Annotated in this window: 15 protein-coding genes; 9 read left to right on the top strand and 6 right to left on the bottom strand. The window is 66.4% G+C overall.

Annotated elements, in window-relative coordinates; all coding sequences use genetic code 11:
• From ACYPYD_RS07780 to ACYPYD_RS07815, 8 genes are all read left to right on the top strand, one after another.
• A partial coding sequence (locus ACYPYD_RS07780; protein WP_459662688.1) for a DNA-directed RNA polymerase subunit alpha occupies window positions 1-1042 on the top strand: 1042 nt, incomplete at its 5' end.
• Between the two features lie 96 nt (window positions 1043-1138).
• Window positions 1139-1687, top strand: coding sequence for a hypothetical protein (locus tag ACYPYD_RS07785; RefSeq protein ID WP_211150376.1), 549 nt, complete (start codon window positions 1139-1141; stop codon window positions 1685-1687).
• A gap of 126 nt (window positions 1688-1813) precedes the next feature.
• Window positions 1814-2236 (top strand): 50S ribosomal protein L17, encoded by a 423-nt coding sequence (gene rplQ / locus ACYPYD_RS07790; protein ID WP_036527248.1) that lies wholly within the window; start codon window positions 1814-1816, stop codon window positions 2234-2236.
• Window positions 2237-2441: 205 nt separating this feature from the next.
• Window positions 2442-4562 carry a prolyl oligopeptidase family serine peptidase gene (locus ACYPYD_RS07795; protein ID WP_459662697.1) on the top strand — a complete coding sequence of 707 codons (2121 nt, stop codon included), beginning with the start codon at window positions 2442-2444 and terminating at the stop codon, window positions 4560-4562.
• Window positions 4563-4649: 87 nt separating this feature from the next.
• On the top strand, window positions 4650-5228 hold the full coding sequence (locus ACYPYD_RS07800) for a hypothetical protein (RefSeq protein ID WP_459662689.1): 579 nt from the start codon (window positions 4650-4652) through the stop codon (window positions 5226-5228).
• 160 nt (window positions 5229-5388) lie between these two features.
• Window positions 5389-6951: a class I adenylate-forming enzyme family protein gene (locus tag ACYPYD_RS07805; protein ID WP_459662690.1), complete on the top strand. Its 1563-nt coding sequence runs from the start codon at window positions 5389-5391 to the stop codon at window positions 6949-6951.
• A gap of 86 nt (window positions 6952-7037) precedes the next feature.
• Window positions 7038-7871 carry an IclR family transcriptional regulator gene (locus tag ACYPYD_RS07810; protein WP_008832939.1) on the top strand — a complete coding sequence of 278 codons (834 nt, stop codon included), beginning with the start codon at window positions 7038-7040 and terminating at the stop codon, window positions 7869-7871.
• Window positions 7872-8134: 263 nt separating this feature from the next.
• Window positions 8135-9184, top strand: coding sequence for a phosphotransferase family protein (locus tag ACYPYD_RS07815; protein ID WP_459662691.1), 1050 nt, complete (start codon window positions 8135-8137; stop codon window positions 9182-9184).
• Here ACYPYD_RS07815 and ACYPYD_RS07820 read toward each other — a convergent pair.
• Window positions 9181-9804, bottom strand: coding sequence for a trimeric intracellular cation channel family protein (locus tag ACYPYD_RS07820; RefSeq protein ID WP_008833602.1), 624 nt, complete (start codon window positions 9802-9804; stop codon window positions 9181-9183). The genes ACYPYD_RS07815 and ACYPYD_RS07820 overlap by 4 nt on opposite strands.
• Window positions 9805-9876: 72 nt before the next feature.
• Here ACYPYD_RS07820 and ACYPYD_RS07825 point away from each other — a divergent pair, with 72 nt between their 5' ends.
• Window positions 9877-11193, top strand: coding sequence for a cytochrome P450 (locus tag ACYPYD_RS07825; protein WP_459662692.1), 1317 nt, complete (start codon window positions 9877-9879; stop codon window positions 11191-11193).
• Window positions 11194-11228: 35 nt separating this feature from the next.
• On the opposite strand, the gene ACYPYD_RS07830 is transcribed toward ACYPYD_RS07825, so the two are convergent.
• The 5 genes from ACYPYD_RS07830 to ACYPYD_RS07850 form a co-directional block, all read right to left on the bottom strand.
• Window positions 11229-12191 carry a quinone oxidoreductase family protein gene (locus tag ACYPYD_RS07830; RefSeq protein ID WP_008833600.1) on the bottom strand — a complete coding sequence of 321 codons (963 nt, stop codon included), beginning with the start codon at window positions 12189-12191 and terminating at the stop codon, window positions 11229-11231.
• Window positions 12192-12275: 84 nt separating this feature from the next.
• A complete protein-coding gene (locus ACYPYD_RS07835; protein WP_459662693.1) occupies window positions 12276-13019 on the bottom strand; it encodes a TorF family putative porin in 744 nt (247 codons plus the stop codon).
• A 35-nt stretch (window positions 13020-13054) separates the two neighbouring features.
• Window positions 13055-13486, bottom strand: a complete 432-nt coding sequence (locus ACYPYD_RS07840; RefSeq protein ID WP_459662694.1) for a hypothetical protein — start codon at window positions 13484-13486, stop codon at window positions 13055-13057.
• Window positions 13487-13596: 110 nt separating this feature from the next.
• On the bottom strand, window positions 13597-15063 hold the full coding sequence (locus ACYPYD_RS07845; RefSeq protein WP_459662695.1) for a DUF4403 family protein: 1467 nt from the start codon (window positions 15061-15063) through the stop codon (window positions 13597-13599).
• A gap of 68 nt (window positions 15064-15131) precedes the next feature.
• Window positions 15132-15476, bottom strand: coding sequence for an endonuclease domain-containing protein (locus tag ACYPYD_RS07850; RefSeq protein WP_459662696.1), 345 nt, complete (start codon window positions 15474-15476; stop codon window positions 15132-15134).
• Window positions 15477-15615 lie beyond the last annotated feature (139 nt).

The raw sequence follows: 15615 nt of genomic DNA on the forward strand, positions 1-15615 counted from the left end.
GGAACTCAAGAAGCCGAACAGCCTTGAGATCAAGCCGGGACCAGACCCCAAGCTGAAGGCGACCTTCGTCGCCGAACCTCTCGAGCGCGGCTTCGGCCTGACGCTCGGCAACGCGCTGCGTCGCGTGCTGCTCTCTTCCCTCCAGGGCGCGGCGATCACCTCGATCAAGATCGAGAACGTGCTCCACGAATTCTCGTCGCTCGCAGGCGTGCGTGAAGACGTCACGGACATCGTCCTGAACGTCAAGCAGATCGCGCTCAAGATGCAGGGCGATGGTCCGAAGCGCCTCCAGCTTTCGGCAACCGGTCCGGCCGCCGTCACCGCCGGCGACATCGCCGTCACCGGTGACATCGAGGTCATGAACAAGGACCTCGTGATCTGCCACCTCGACGATGGTGCGACGCTCAACATGGAGCTGACCGCCGACTCGGGCAAGGGTTACGTCCCCGCCGTGTCGAACCGTCCGGTCGACGCGCCGATTGGTCTGATCCCGGTCGACTCGCTCTACTCGCCGGTTCGCCAGGTGAGCTACAAGGTCGAGAACGCCCGCATCGGCCAGGAGCTGGACTTCGACAAGCTCAACCTGACGGTCGAGACCGACGGCACCGTGACCCCGGAAGATGCCGTGGCTTATGCCGCGCGCATCCTGCAGGACCAGCTGGCGCTGTTCGTCCACTTCGAAGACATCGCCCCGGTTGGCGCCTCGCCGATGATCGGCGTGGCTGTCGGCGGCGCGGCGGCTTCGGAAGAGAGCGACACCAACCAGCTCAACCGTTACCTTCTCAAGAAGGTCGACGAGCTGGAACTGTCGGTCCGTTCGGCCAACTGCCTCAAGAACGACAACATCATCTACATCGGCGATCTGGTCCAGAAGACCGAAGCCGAGATGCTGCGCACGCCGAACTTCGGCCGCAAGTCGCTCAACGAGATCAAGGAAGTGCTTTCCTCGATGGGTCTGCGCCTCGGCATGGACATCCCGGGCTGGCCGCCCGAGAACATCGAAGAGATGGCCAAGAAGCTCGAGCAGGAACTGCTCGGCTGATTGGACCTTCGGGTTTCGAAATGAAGAGGGCCTCGCGGGTGACTGCGGGGCCTTTTTCTTTGCTTGTAAGGGCGATCGCGGCATAGACTTCAAACCATGCCAGACATTGATATGATCGTTAGGCGGCTTCAAAGGCGGTCCCTTGTCGTCAGCGCCTGCATTCTGGGGCTGGTCCTAACCGCATGTGCGGTGACGGGCGCGTCGCTGTTACAGCCCATGCTATTGGTGGCGCTGGGACTTCCGATTTGGGACAGGATTTGGTGGCATCGCAAGCGGGATCTCGCGATGCTGGTATCAGTCGAGGAATGTCTTGTTTGGGAGGCTGAGGAGGAAGCCCGTTCGATCTTCACAAACAAATATGTCGCGATGATCGCGAACTTGTTTCTTGTCGCAATGGCCGTTGATTACATCGTCGGTGGGTGGCGCGAAGGACAGGTGAATTCAATAGGGCTGCTTGTCGGCAATGATACGTTTCGGATGGCGGATAGCCCGGTAAGCTATTGGTTCTGGATGGGGGCGGCTTTGCTGTTCGCCGTCAATCTCATCCGAATGGCAGCATTGGAATTGAGGGCGAGAACCGGTGATGTCAGGCCGAGTTTCGATGGCTATTGGCTTCAATGTGATGGAATGACCTTCAAGCCTTGACTCCCGCCCCGTTTTCGTATTGAGGGCGCGCTTCACAAATACGTGAACAGGCTTTGGGCGATGGTCTAACCGCATCGCCCGGCAGGCAGTACCTTGAACGGCTGCCTGACGAACGGAGTAAAGAATATGCGTCACAAGATGGGCGGCCGCAAGCTGCAGCGCAAGTCCGGCCACCGCGCGGCCCTGCTGCGCAACCTGGCCGCAGCGCTGATCAAGCACGAGCAGATCCAGACCACTACGCCGAAGGCGAAGGAACTGCGTCCCTACATCGAGAAGCTGATCACGCTCGCGAAGAAGGGCGGCCTTTCGAACCGTCGTCTCGCGCACGCGCGCATTCTCGACGAAGCGCAGGAAAAGAAGCTGTTCGAAGTCCTCGCCGAGCGTTTTGCCGGTCGCGAGGGTGGCTACACCCGCATCATCAAGGCCGGCTACCGCGCTTCGGACGCCGCGCCGATCGCGATCATCGAACTGGTCGACCGCGACGTCGATGCCAAGGGCCAGGACTCCGGCCCGGTGCACACCGATGCCGAGGAATTCGCCGAGGCGTAAGCCACTCGGCGTCCCTGACGGGATAGAGAAGCGGTCGCGGACTTCGGTTCGCGGCCGCTTTTTCATGCGTGCTTTCCCCGGCGCGGCGATGTGCTAGAAAACAGGCTCAAAAACAGGGTCGGGAGGATGTGTGAAGATTAGCGGGCTGCAGGTGTTGGCGGCGCTCTTGCTGTCGGGGGCGGCGACGCCCATCTGGGCAGGGCCTATGTCCGACATCAGCTATCCACAGACCCGCCGCGACACCGTCGTAGAGACCCAGTTCGGCGAGGCCATCGCCGATCCCTATCGCTGGCTCGAGGATGACGTAAGACATTCCTCCGAGGTCGCCGACTGGGTGAGCCGTGAGAACGCCGTCACCGAAGACTATCTGACCGCACTCCCCCAGCGCGCCCAGTTCCAGCGCCGCATTCGCGCCTTCATGGACTACGAGCGCTTCGGTATCCCGGTGAAGGCGGGCGGCAGCTACTTCTACACCCGTAACACCGGCCTGCAGAACCAGGCGCAGTTGTTCGTACGCAAGGGGCTGGACGGCAAGCCGCGCCTGCTGCTCGATCCCAACGCCTGGGCGAAGGACGGGGCGACGGCACTCGATTCCTGGGAGCCCTCGCAGAAGGGGCGCTACCTGCTGTATAGCGTTCAGGACGGCGGCAGCGACTGGCGCATCCTGCGCGTGATCGACGTCAAGACCGGCGAGCCGCTGCAGGACGAGGTGCGCTGGGCCAAGTTCACGGGCCTCTCATGGGTGGGCGAGGAAGGCTTCCTCTATTCGCGCTTCCCGGAGCCGAAGGAAGGCGCGGCGTTCCAGTCGCTGAACTACAACCAGGCCGTGTATTTCCACCGCATCGGCACGGCTCAGGACGCGGACGAACTGGTCTATGCGACGCCCGACGCGCCCGATCTGGGGCATGTGGCGGACGTGACGCAGGACGGGCGCCTGGCGCTCATCACCAGTCATGTCGGCACCGATGCGCGCTACGAAGTGCGGGTGATCGATCTCGACAAGCGCAAGCGCGACGGATGGAAGGCAGTGCCGCTCGTCTCCGGTTTCACCGATGACTGGAAGCTGGTCGAAGGTGCCGGGCGCAAGTTGTGGTACGTGACCAACCGGGACGCGCCGCGCTATCGGCTCGTCGGCATCGATCTCGATGCACCCAAGGCCGAGTGGACCGAGATCGTCGCCGAGCGCGAGGATATTCTGGAGCGCGCGGGGATCGTCGGGGACCGGCTCGTCCTCAACTACATGCGCGATGCGGCGAGCCATGCGGAAATCCTGGCGCTCGACGGCAGTGTCGGCAAGACGCTGTCGCTGAACGGCATCGGCACCGCTTCGGGCTTTCGCGGGAAGCCGGGCGACCCGGAGACGTTCTACGCCTTCACCAGCTTCAACTGTCCGGCATCTATCTACCGGATGGATCTGGCGACCGGGGTGACGACGCCCTTCGCGACGCCGAAGATGTGCTACGATCCGGGTGCCTACGTGGTCGAGCAGCGCTTCTTCACGTCGAAGGACGGCACCCGCGTGCCGATGTTCATCGTGCGCAGCCGCGCGGTGGCCAAGGCGAAGCAGCCGGTGCCGACGCTGCTCTATGGATATGGTGGCTTCGACGTTTCGCTGACCCCCGGCTTCTCGGCGACGCGCATGGCGTGGCTGGAGGCGGGCGGGGCCTTTGCGCTGGCGAACTTGCGCGGCGGCGGCGAGTATGGCCGGGCGTGGCACGATGCGGGGCGGCGGCAGAACAAGCAGAACGTCTTCGACGACTTCATCGCGGCGGGCGAGTTCCTCGTAAACGAGGGCATCGCGAAGAAGGACGGCCTTGCCATTCAGGGCGGCTCCAACGGCGGGTTGCTGGTGGGTGCGGTGGTCAACCAGCGGCCGGACCTGTTCGCGGCGGCGGTCGCGCAAGTGGGCGTCATGGACATGCTGCGCTTCGACCGCTTCACGGCCGGGCGTTACTGGACCGACGACTATGGGAGGCCGGACCGGGAAGACGACTTCAAGGTCCTGCGCGCCTATTCGCCCTACCACAACATTCGCGAGGGTGCGCAGTATCCGGCGATCCTGGTTACTACGGCAGACACCGACGACCGCGTGGTGCCCGGGCACTCGTTCAAGTACACGGCGGCGCTGCAGCACGCGAACCTCGGGGCCAGGCCGCGTCTCATCCGCATCGAGACCCGCGCCGGACACGGCTCAGGAAAGCCCACGGACAAGGCGATCGAGGAGGGTGCGGACATCCTTGCCTTCGTCGCGCAGTGGACGGGGCTGCGCCTTTCGGCCGAAGCCAGTGTCGCTCAGGCCGGAGAGCCGACCGCCGCGACGCCGTGAAGCGGTTCATGCATAGGACAGCATGAGCGGCGTACGATCCGTGACTTGGGCGGCGCGGACCGTGCGCGCCGGATAGGGTTTCTCCCGATGAAGATGTTGCGTTCGCGTGCCGCCGTATCCCTTGCCGCGCTCGCGGTGCTTTGCGTCACCGCCACGCCGGTTCTCGCACACGGCCGGGACGAGTGGAGGGGCCATCGCCACTATCGCGGCGGCGGCATCGATGGCGGGGACCTTCTGGCCGGGCTGCTGGTCGTCGGCGGGGTTGCCGCGATCGCTTCTGCCGTCAGCAAGAACAGCGCCGACAAGCGTGGCGGCGAGCCCGCGCCCTATCGCTATCCGGGCGGCCCGGAAGCGGGGGACGATGCGGACTATGGCGCGCCGCCGGCCGACAATGGCGATACCGCGCCATATCCGGGCGGCCCGGTGAGCGGCCGCGACTATTCGAACGAGCCTGCCGGGGCTGGATCGCTGGGCGGCGCGGTCGACGCCTGTTCTGCGGAACTCGAGCGCGGTGACAAGCGCGTCGAATCGGTGGACTCGGTACGCCGCATGGGCGAGCGCTACAGCGTCGAGGGGCGCCTGCAGGGCGGCCGCCCGTTTGCCTGCAGCGTCGATGGCTCGGGGCACATTCGCTCGGTGGCCGTCGATGGGCATGGCATGATCTGAGCCGAAACGCCCGCGCGGTATCGACGCGCGCGGGCGTTGCGCTTCAGACAGTTTTCCGGAATATCGACTCCTGATTTGAAATGGCGAACTGCTTGAGCGGTTGCCAGTGGTCGTGCCCGGCGCCTTTCGTGTCGGCACGGCCGAGAGGAGAGCCGGGAACGTGAACACCGAGGCCGCCGCCGACACCGTTGCAGACCTTCCGGGGGATGCACAGACGTTCCCCAGCCTCATTCGGGCTGTCGCTGCCGCCTATGGCGATGCCGTCGCGGTGACGCTGGAGGAAGGCGAGGAGACGGTGGCCTGCGTCACTTATCGCGAGCTTGAGGCGCGTTCGGCCATGCTGGCGCGCGGGTTGCTGGCGCGCGGGATCGGCAAGGGGGCGCGGGTCGGCTTCATTCACGGCAACGGACCGGAATTCGCGGTGATGCTGGCGGCGGTGAGCAGGATCGGCGCCGTCGCAGTGCCGATCAGCACGATGATCCGCGCCAACGAACTGGTCCGCGTGCTGCGCCAGTCGGATGTGCAGGGGCTCATCCTCCAGCGCACCATGCTGGGCAAGGACTATGCCGAGCGCGTGCTGGAGGCGCTCCCCGAACTGGACGGGCAGGAGAGCGGCGCGCTGCGGCTTGGCAGGGCGCCGTACTTGCGCTGGATCGCCTCGGACGGAGAGGGATTGCCTCCCAGCATCACACCGCTCGACTGGCTGGCCGGGGCCGCCGCGACGGTAGGCGAAGACCTGCTGCGCGAGGTCGAATCCGAAGTCCATCCGACCGACCAGATGGTCGAGATCTACACCTCCGGCTCGATGGCGCTGCCCAAGGGCGTGCGCCATGCCCACGGTCCGGTCTGTTTCCGCAGCCATACGATGCGCGAGATGATGGGCCATGTGCCCGGGAAGCGCGTGGCCTGCATCCTGCCGATGTTCTGGGTCGGCGGCATGATGATGTACCTCGTGCCGGGGCTGGAAGCGGGGGCGACCGTCGTGTGCACCGAGCGCACGCTTTCCAACAGCCGCTTCGCGATGGGCTCGGTGCTGGCGGAGGAAGATCTTGCGGCCATGCGCGGACCGAAGCCGTGGTGGGGCCTCGGCATGAGCGAGACGCTGGGGCCGTACTCGTGGGGCGATGACTTCCGCGCGCCAGGGCGGCCGGTCTGTGCACCGATGGACCATTTCGGGCCGGGCTACGAAATCCGTATCGCAGATGCCGAAAACCGCCCGGTCGCGGCGGGCGAGGCGGGGGAGATGCAGGTGCGCGGCTATCCCGTCGCCAGCGGCCTCCACAAGATCGAGCGGGCGGAGCACTACACGCCCGACGGTTACTATCGCACCGGCGACATGTGCGTGATGGAGGACCGTCCGGAAGGACGCCGGGTGCATTTCGTCGGGCGCGGGGGGGACATGATCAAGGTGTCCGGTTCCAACGTCTCCCCGGCCGAAGTGGAGATGGAACTGCAGTCGCTGGACGGAGTACACACCGCTTACGTGGTCGGCCTGCCGGACCGCGAGCGCGGCGCGCTGCTGGTCGCGGCGGTGATCGCGCGCGACGGGGTGGAACTCGATTTCGCCGTGATCGAGGCGGAATTGCGTCGGCGTCTCTCCAGCTACAAGGTGCCGCGTGCCTATGTTCCGCTGGAACGCGAGGAGATACCGCTCCTCCATTCCAACAAGGTGGCCCGGCGCGAGTTGGCGCGGATGATGGAGGACCGGCTCGGGCGCGGCTGAAGTTCGCTTTAATGAACAGGCGTGCCTATTGACGAACCGTGCCGATTGCCAATAGGCCCGAACGGTTCGAAATATCGAAAGCAGCCATGTCGCGTTCCTCTCCCGGTGTCGCCCGCGTCGCGGCCATCCTCAACTTCATCGCCGACCATCCCGGGCAGGCGTTCGCTCTGACCGATCTGGTGCGGGCATTGAAGTTGAGCCGCGCGACCTGCCATGCGCTGCTGACCGGCCTCGTCGATGTCGGCTACCTCTATCGCACGACCGACAAGACTTACGTGCTCGGCCCCGCGCTGGCGGCGATCGGGCGCACGGCGGCGGCGCATTTCTCGCCGCTGCAGGTCGCGCAGCCCGAGATGCGCAGCCTGGCCGACGAATTCGACGTGGTCTGCGGGGCCTACTTCCTCGAAGGCGACGTGATCCATCTGCGGGAACGCGCGGCCTCACTCAGCCATATCGGCTATCCGGTGCCGCTGGGCACGCGCATGCCGCTGCGCTGGATTCAGGCGATGACCTTCTTCGCCCGTTCCGCGCGGGACGCCGATGCATGGGTATCTCGGGCCGATCCGCCGCTCGGTGAGGAGAATCTCGGCCAGTTCCGCGCAGGGCTCGAGTTCGTGCGCGCGCACGGCTACCTCGCGCTATTGCGCCGTCCAGGCAGCGAAGAGGAACTCGGCGTGCGCTCGGGCACGGAGGATCCGCCGGTGGTGCCGCTCGTCGAGGTCGACGGGCAGCGGGTCTATCCGCTCGTGGCGCTGATGGCGCCGATCTACGACAGCCGCAACCGGGTGGTGATGGCGCTGGTCATGGCCGGCTTCCACGGCGCCATGAACGGCACGGCGCTGTCCGAGGCCGGTGCCCGCCTGGCCCATGCTTGCGAGCGCATCTCCGGCTTCCTGGCCGGCGGCGGCGAGAGCGACTGACTTCGCGGTAACGGGCTTGCCCCGGGACCGCTGGCCGTGAACGGCCCGCCTGTCGCTTCGATGCCTTCCGCATGAACTGCAGCTAAAGACCGCCACCGGTCCCGGATCGAATCCGGGGCGACGTCAATCCCGCCCGGGCGAGGCGCGCCTTGCTTGACCGCGCGCGCTTGCCAGCATATCAATTATCGCGAAAATAAATTCGCGATACCGAACTATCGATATGCGCTATCGAAATTCAGGCATCGCCGGGTGGGAGAGAGCCTGTGTCTGACGTGATCGTTGCCCCCGAAACGCGGGATCTTGCCGAACTGGCCGGACGCCTCGAACATTGGCTCGGCGGTTGCTTGCCGCGCGCCATCGGCATCGCCGTCACCGATCTCGCCTATCCGCGCGGTGCCGGGCAGAGCCATGAGACGGTGCTGTTCGATGCACACTGGACCGAGGGTGGGCAGCCGCGCACGCAAGGCTGCGTGGTCCGGATCAAGCCGCGCACCTTTACCGTCTTCCCGGACAACCTGTTCGACGAGCAGCACGCGATCATGAAGCTGCTGTCGGACGAAGGACTTGTCCGCGTCGCCAGGCCGCTTTGGTTCGAGGAGGACCCGTCGATCCTTGGCAACCCGTTCTTCGTGATGGAGAAGAAGCAGGGCCGCGTGCCCGTCTCGATCCCGCCTTATGGCCGCGAGGGCTGGCTGCACGATGCCGCGCCGCAGCAGCGGCGCAGCGTGTGGCGCAGCGCGGTCGAGCAACTCGCGGCGATCCAGCGCGTGCCGGTGGCGAGCGCGGGGTTCCTCGGCGGCAAAGGCGCGGCGGCGCGGGGGTTGGCGCAGGAGTGGGACAAGTACCAGCGCTTCACCGCCTGGCTTGAGGAGACCGGGCCGCAGCCGGTGCTGCGCGATGCGCTGGCAAGGCTGGAGAGCGCATGGCCTGCCCACGATCCCGAGGGGATCGTCTGGGGCGACGCGCGCATCGGCAACATGATGTTCGACGACGACTTCCACGTCGTCGCGGTGATGGACTGGGAACAGCCCTCGCTCGGCGGCGCGCTGCACGATCTCGCCTGGTTCTGCACCTTGTCCGAGACGATGCACGGCCGCAATTCGACGTACGGTGCGTATCTCGAAGGCATGGGCACGCGGGAGGAGACGATCGCACTGTGGGAAGAGATCAGCGGCAAGTCTGCGGCGGGCCTCGAATGGTACGAGGATTTCACCCAGTTCAAGATGACCTGCACCGGCGTGCGCCTCAGCCAGCTGCGCGGCACTGCAGGAATGGATGAAGCGGCGATGCGGCGGCGGTTGAAGGTGGCCTAATCATCCTCGCCCGGATGGAGCGGCAGGCCCAGCGACCAATGGATCGCCGCGCCGCGTAGCCCGAAGCCGGCGATCACGGCGATCGCCCAGGTCATCGCCGGGGACAGGCCCGCGGCGATGCCTGCTGCAGCGACCCCGGAGGCGAGCGCGGCTGCCGTCACGTAAAGTTCGGGCCGCATCAGGATCGAGGGCTGGCCCGCCAGCACGTCGCGCACGATGCCGCCAATGCAGCCGGTGATCACCCCCATCAGCATCGCGGGGACCGGCGGGACGCCCCAATGCAGCGCCTTGATCGTGCCGAACACGGCATAGACCGCGAGACCCAGCGCGTCGGCCCACTCCAGGATATGCCCGCGCCACCAGCGGACCGGCGTGAACCACGCGAGCAGCGCTACGGCGAGACACACCGGCGCCACCAGCGGGTCGTGGACCCAGAACACCGGCGCCCCGATGAGCAGGTCGCGCAGGGAACCGCCGCCGACCCCGGTGATCAGCGCGAAGAAGGCCACGGTCACGAAAGTCTGGCGCAGCTGCGCGGCGGCGAGGGCACCCGTCAGCGCGAAGACCGCGATGCCGACAAGGTCGAGCGCAGGGGGCAGGGCGGGGGAAGGCGGGATCATGCCCCGGCTCCTAGCACGCAGTGCGCCGCTTGACCCAATCGGATTTTACGATACACAAAGGATCATAAAAGTATGGGAGCGAGATGCGTGTCCTACGAGAAGGCCGACTGGTACACCGACATTGCGCTGGTGGACGATCCGCATGCCTACTTCGACTATCTGCGTGCGCAGGGACCTGTCGTGCGGCTACCGCATCGCGGCGCGGTGGCCGTCGTGGGTTATGAGGAGGTCGTCCAGGTGTCGCTCGACACCGAACATTTCTCGGAGATCAACGGCGTCACCGGCGGCATGGTCGACCTGCCGTTCGTGCCGGAGGGCGACGACATCGGCGACCAGCTGGAGGCCCATCGCAGCAATATCGCCTTCGCCGACCAGATCGTCTGCGAACAGGGCACGCGCCACGCGAACTTGCGCTCGATTCTCTCGCGCCTGTTCACGCCCAGCCGGCTGAAGCAGTTGCAGCCCCGGCTTGCGGCCACGGCGGAGGGGCTGATCGACGAGTTCCACGGCGACGGGCAGGTCGATATCGTGCGCCAGTACGGCGGGCCTTACGGCGCGCTGGTGATCTCCGACCTGCTGGGCTTGTCCGAGGCCACGCGCGCTCGTTTTCGCAAGTTGCTGGAAGGGGCGATCCCCGTGCCGATGGATGCCACGCACGAGGAGATGATGAAGAACCCGCTGGTCCCGGTGGGCAAGGAACTGTTTGGCCTCATCGCGCGGCGACGGATTGCCGGTCATCCGCTGATGCGGCCTTTTCGCACCTTGCTGGCGCGGGAGGACATTCTGGGGGAACTGGCGAAGGCCACGTATCCGGATGGCTCGAAGCCTTCGCTCGTCGACGTGACGGGGCTGGCGGCGTTCCTGTTCGGCGCGGGGCAGGACACCACCAACCGCCTTCTGGCGAACGGTTTCAAGGTGATCGCCACACGCCCCGACATCCAGACCGAACTGCGCCGCGATCCCGCGCGCATTCCCGGCTTCGTCGAGGAACTGCTGCGCTACGACGGCTCGGTCAAGAGCGCGGGGCGGCTCTGCCGCAAGACCACGACGCTGGGCGGGGTCGAGATCAAGGCGGGCACGCCCATCCTCATGAGCCACATGGCCGCCAACCGCGATCCGGCGCGCTTTCCCGATCCTTCACGGTTCGATATGGACCGGCCCCGGATCAAGGAGCACCTTGCCTTCGGACGCGGCGCGCATACCTGCATCGGCGCGCCGCTGGCCCGGCGCGAGGTGGCAGTCAGCATAGAGCGGTTGCTCGCACGCATGGGCGAGATCCGGCTGTCGGAGGAACACCACGGCCCCGAGAGCGCGCGCCGGTTCGATTATGAGCCGACGTATGTGCTGCGCGCTCTGAAGTCGCTGCACCTCGAATTCGATCCGCTGTGACCATTCCTCCCCGAGCTTGTCTCGGGGAGGATAGGCTAAATCCGCATCACCACACGGCCGAACGGATGCCCCTCGGCAACGAAGCGGTGCGCCGCCACGGCTTCGGCGAGGCCGAATTCCCGCTCGATCGGCATCGCCAGTTCGCCTGCGTGGACTTTCGCCAACAGGTCCGCCAGCAGGGCGTGGACGCGCGGGGTGTGCATGTCGCGGCCGAAGGAGATGCCGGTGACCTGCATCGCCTTGCGGATCAGTTCGAAGAACCCGAAGCTGGGCAACGTCCCTTCCGCCGCGCCGACCACCGCATAGCGGCCGTGGCCGCGCAGCGCCTCTACCAGAGCATCCTTGCCCGCCCCGCCGGCAAGATCCAGCGCAAGGTCGATGCCCTTGCGCGCGGTGATCTCCTTGCACCGCGCGGCGATGTCCTCCCGCCGATAGTCGATGCCGTGCGTCAGGCCGAAAGGTTCCACCCGGGCAAGGCGTTCAGGGCTGGAGGCCGTGCCGATCACCGTAGCGCCCGCCTGCGAGGCGAGTTGCACGGCGGCGAGGCCCACTCCGCCCGCCGCGCCCTGGACCAGCACCGTCTCGCCTGCGACCAGTCCGCCGTAGGTGAACAGCGCATCGTAGGCTGTCCCGAAGGCGATCGGCACCACCGCCGCGAGGGCAAGGTCCATCCCCTCGGGCACCGGATAGGCGTAAGTTTCGGGCACCGCGAAGAGTTCGGCATGGCTGCCGCTCCAGTTGAAGCCGACCACCCGGTCTCCGACGGCGAAGCGCGTCACTTCCGCGCCCACCGCCGCCACCGTTCCCGCCGCCTGGTAACCGGGGACGAAAGGCGTGTGCGCAGGCGGCGTGTGGATTCGGTTGAGCAGGTCGCCGCCCTCGATCGAGATGACCTCGACCCGGATGAGGACGGTTCGCGGGCCGACTTCAGGATCCGGCTGCTCCCCGAAGTGCATGACCTCGGGGCCGCCGTTCTCGTTGTACCAGACTGCCTTCATCGCGCTCTCCCGTGCGTTTGTCGTCGCCTAGTGCCAGCCCGGCGCCCTGCCGCGCATCTGGTCAATCGGAGAGGGCGTGCAGGTTCAGGGCGTGAAGCGCAAGTAAGCCATCACGCGCGAACCGTAATGCCGATCGGTCCAGCGCGAGAGCGGATCAACCTCGTCCTTCCCGATCGAAGTGCCGGAATAGCGCAGCCCCGCCGCGAAGTTGGCATCGGTGTATTCGGCGCCGACATGGTGATCGAGGTAGTCGCCGCCCGGTCGCAAGCGGGCCGCGCGCGGATCGCCGTTGGAGGAACCGCTGGTGTGGCCCACACCGCCGTAGAGCGTCACCGGCGTGCCCGGTATGCTGGCCGAAAGCTGCGCGTCGAGGGTGAGGTTGCTGCCGCCGATGGCATCCTGCGAGGGCGCGAACGCGGCGCCCAGAACCAACTGCGCCGGGCCGAGCGTGCGCGCGATCTCGCCGGTCAGCTCGGCATAGCTGGTGCCCGCGCGGCCGACGAAGACATTGCCACGCACCCCGGCGGACAGGTCCCACCCCCCGCTGCGCAAAGCGTAGCGCGGCGCCAGGGTCAGACCGATATCCGCGCCGCCGTGCCGTGCGCTGCCGCGCAAGGTCACGGCATCGAGGTCTATTCCGAGATCGTAGGTGACCGGCACCGAGGCAGAGACGCCGAGCGCGGCCTTGCCCTCGCTTCCGCTCAGGCCCCGTTCGCGGTGATCGGTTTCGGCCTCGAAGGATACGGTGGAACCTGCCGATTGCGCGTTGGCATCAGCAAAGACGAGGCCGCCGCATACCGCGACGACCGTACCGAGAAAATATCGCATCCGATTGATCTAGCAATCTTTCCTGGCAGTGTCCGTCAGTTGGCGGCGAAGTGATGCGCGGCGTCGATAGCAGCGAGGGCGTGCTCGCGGTCGGCGTTCGCCGCTTCGGCTAGGTGTGCGGTGATGGCGGGGGTCTTGTCATCGACGAGCCGGGCCAGTTGGGCGTCGCGGCTACGGCAGTCGCCGGGCAACTGGCGGGTGAAGGTCTCCTTGCCGGGCAGCGCTGCGGTCAGGGCATGGGCGCCATCGGCGATGACACGCTCGACCGAGACGGTCGCGGTCATGACGCAGCGCTGGGTGCTCTGGCGGGCGGGCGGAGCGATACCGATCGTGCGCATGCTGGTTTCGACACGCGCGCGGTAGTCCACGCTGTAAGTGCTCCCACGGTGATCGACGGAGACGCTGTGTACGGGCGCGGCGGTGGCGGCGAGAGCGCCAATGAAACCGAAAGCGGCGAGCAGGCTCATGTTTCCTCCCAAGACGCGCCTAAATATTAGGCAATAATGCACAATCCTTGTGCAAATGGAGGTAGGTGGCAAATGCTGCCGGCTTGTTGCCGAACCGTGATGATGTCTGTTCAGCGTGTCACGGTGATCGACGCCGTGCCGTCCGCCCAGACCGGCAGGTAGAGCCCCCGCCCCGCCGCCTGGATGCGGCCGGTGCGGGTGCGGGTTACCTCGGCGCGGATGACGAGGTCGCCTTCGCGCTTGTCCTCGATCGCGCGGCCGATCTTGCCCAGGAGTTTGCCGTAATCCTTCTCGAAATTCTGCGCCAGCGCGCCCGCGATCGTCGCGCTCATGCCCGGCGTATTGGCGAGGCGCAGGATCAGGTCGCCGCCGCGCATGTCGGTGGTGCCGCTGACCTCGAACTGCTCGAAGCCGATCCGGCGCGAATCCTCGGCATTGACGGGCACGCCGGTCATCCAGACGGTGCCTTTGGTTGCACCGAGCTTGCCCGCTTCGTCGCGCGCGGTGAAATCGAGGCCGACGGCGATGCGCCCGCCGGTGGTGCCGTAGATCGTCGCCTTGCGGAAGTCCGTGCGCACCGGGCCGACGCCGGGCACGGTGAAGGGGCGTGTGGAGCGCTTGCGCAGCGCCTTCATCAGCACCGGTTCGAGTTCATGGTAATCGGCGACGACCGGGATGAAGAAGGCGAGGCGACCGGCCTGTGCTTGCAACGGCTTGACCGGCGGCAGCGGGGATGGGGCGGGATCTTCGGGACGCCGACCGACGAAAGTTTCGGTCACCGCCTTCACGCCGAGGCGCAGCAGCATACGTTTGCCGTCGAGTTCGTAGCCGCCGTACTGCAGTTCGGTGGGCTTTACCCGCATCCACACCGGCGGGTTCTCGCGGTTGAGCGACAGGGTGGTGAAGGCCGAGTTCCACGCCTGCTCGACCTGGCGGCGCAGTTGCAGGCGGCCGAGCTGGCCGGGCAGTTCACGCTCCAGCTTGGCTATCACCGGGGCCAGCTTGCGGTCGGCCTTTTCGGTGAAGTCGATGCGCTGGCCGAGGAACTCCGCATGCGGCGAGTTGGTCCAGTCGTAGCGGATGTCCACGGTGCCGCGCGGCGTCCAGTCGTCGGCGAGGGTGATGCGCACGGTGGCTTCCGCCACGGCGTCGGCGGTGGCGGTCTCGCGCTTGAGCATGCCGCCGATGTCTTCGGCGCGCAGGACGGCGTGGAGCGGCATCGTCAGGCGGATTTCCTTGCCCTTGCCCGCGAAGGTCATCGGGCCGCGTGTAACGTCCCCGACGATCCGGCATTTGAGCGCCGGGGTCTTGAGGGTAGTGATGCCGAGATCGACCTGCTTCGATTTCACGCAGGTCTGGCCGGGCTTGTCGATGGTCCAGAGGGTGCGGGGTATCTCCCGGTCGAGCGCGGCGGCGAGTTCGGTGAGGTCCGCCGTGACCGGGACTGTGATCAGCGAGGCCTGCGGCTCGATCCGGATTTCGTCATGGGCGCGCGGCGGGGGCTGGAAGCGTTCGCGCTTGCAGGCGGTGAGTGCCAGTGTGCCCGCCAGAACCGGCAGGATAATGCGCAAGGCCATGCGTGGAACGCCCCGTGGAACCATAGTCGCGGTGAAATTCGCGAGCGGCGGGCGGGTTCCAATTCAGGTTATCGCTGGCAGGCTTGTGCGAGTGCGGCGATGGTCGTTTCAGGTGCGCGCAGTACCTCGCGGGCGGGGATGCGAATGAGGGCGATGCCGTGTTCGCGCAGCCACGCATCGCGCTGGAGGTCATGCTCGGGGTTCTCGCCCATGTCGTGGACGATGCCGTCGATTTCGATGCCGGTCTTCGCGGAGGGGCAGTAAAAGTCCAGCACGTAGGGGCCGATGGGATGTTGGCGGCGGAACTTCAGGCCCATGGGGGAGCGGCGTAGGTGTTGCCAGAGGATTACCTCGGGCGGGGTCATGGTGCGGCGGAGTTTGCGCGCGCGACGGATCGTCTGGATTGGCGGCATGCTGTCCCCCTCCACCACCGACTGCGTCGGCGGTCCCCCTCCCCATTGCTTCGCAACAGGGCGGATGAGAAGTTAGAATGCCTTAATCCTCCCTGTCCCGCAGGGATGGGGAGGGGGACCGCCCGCACAGCGGGTGGTG

The organism is Novosphingobium sp. 11B (assembly GCF_054589055.1).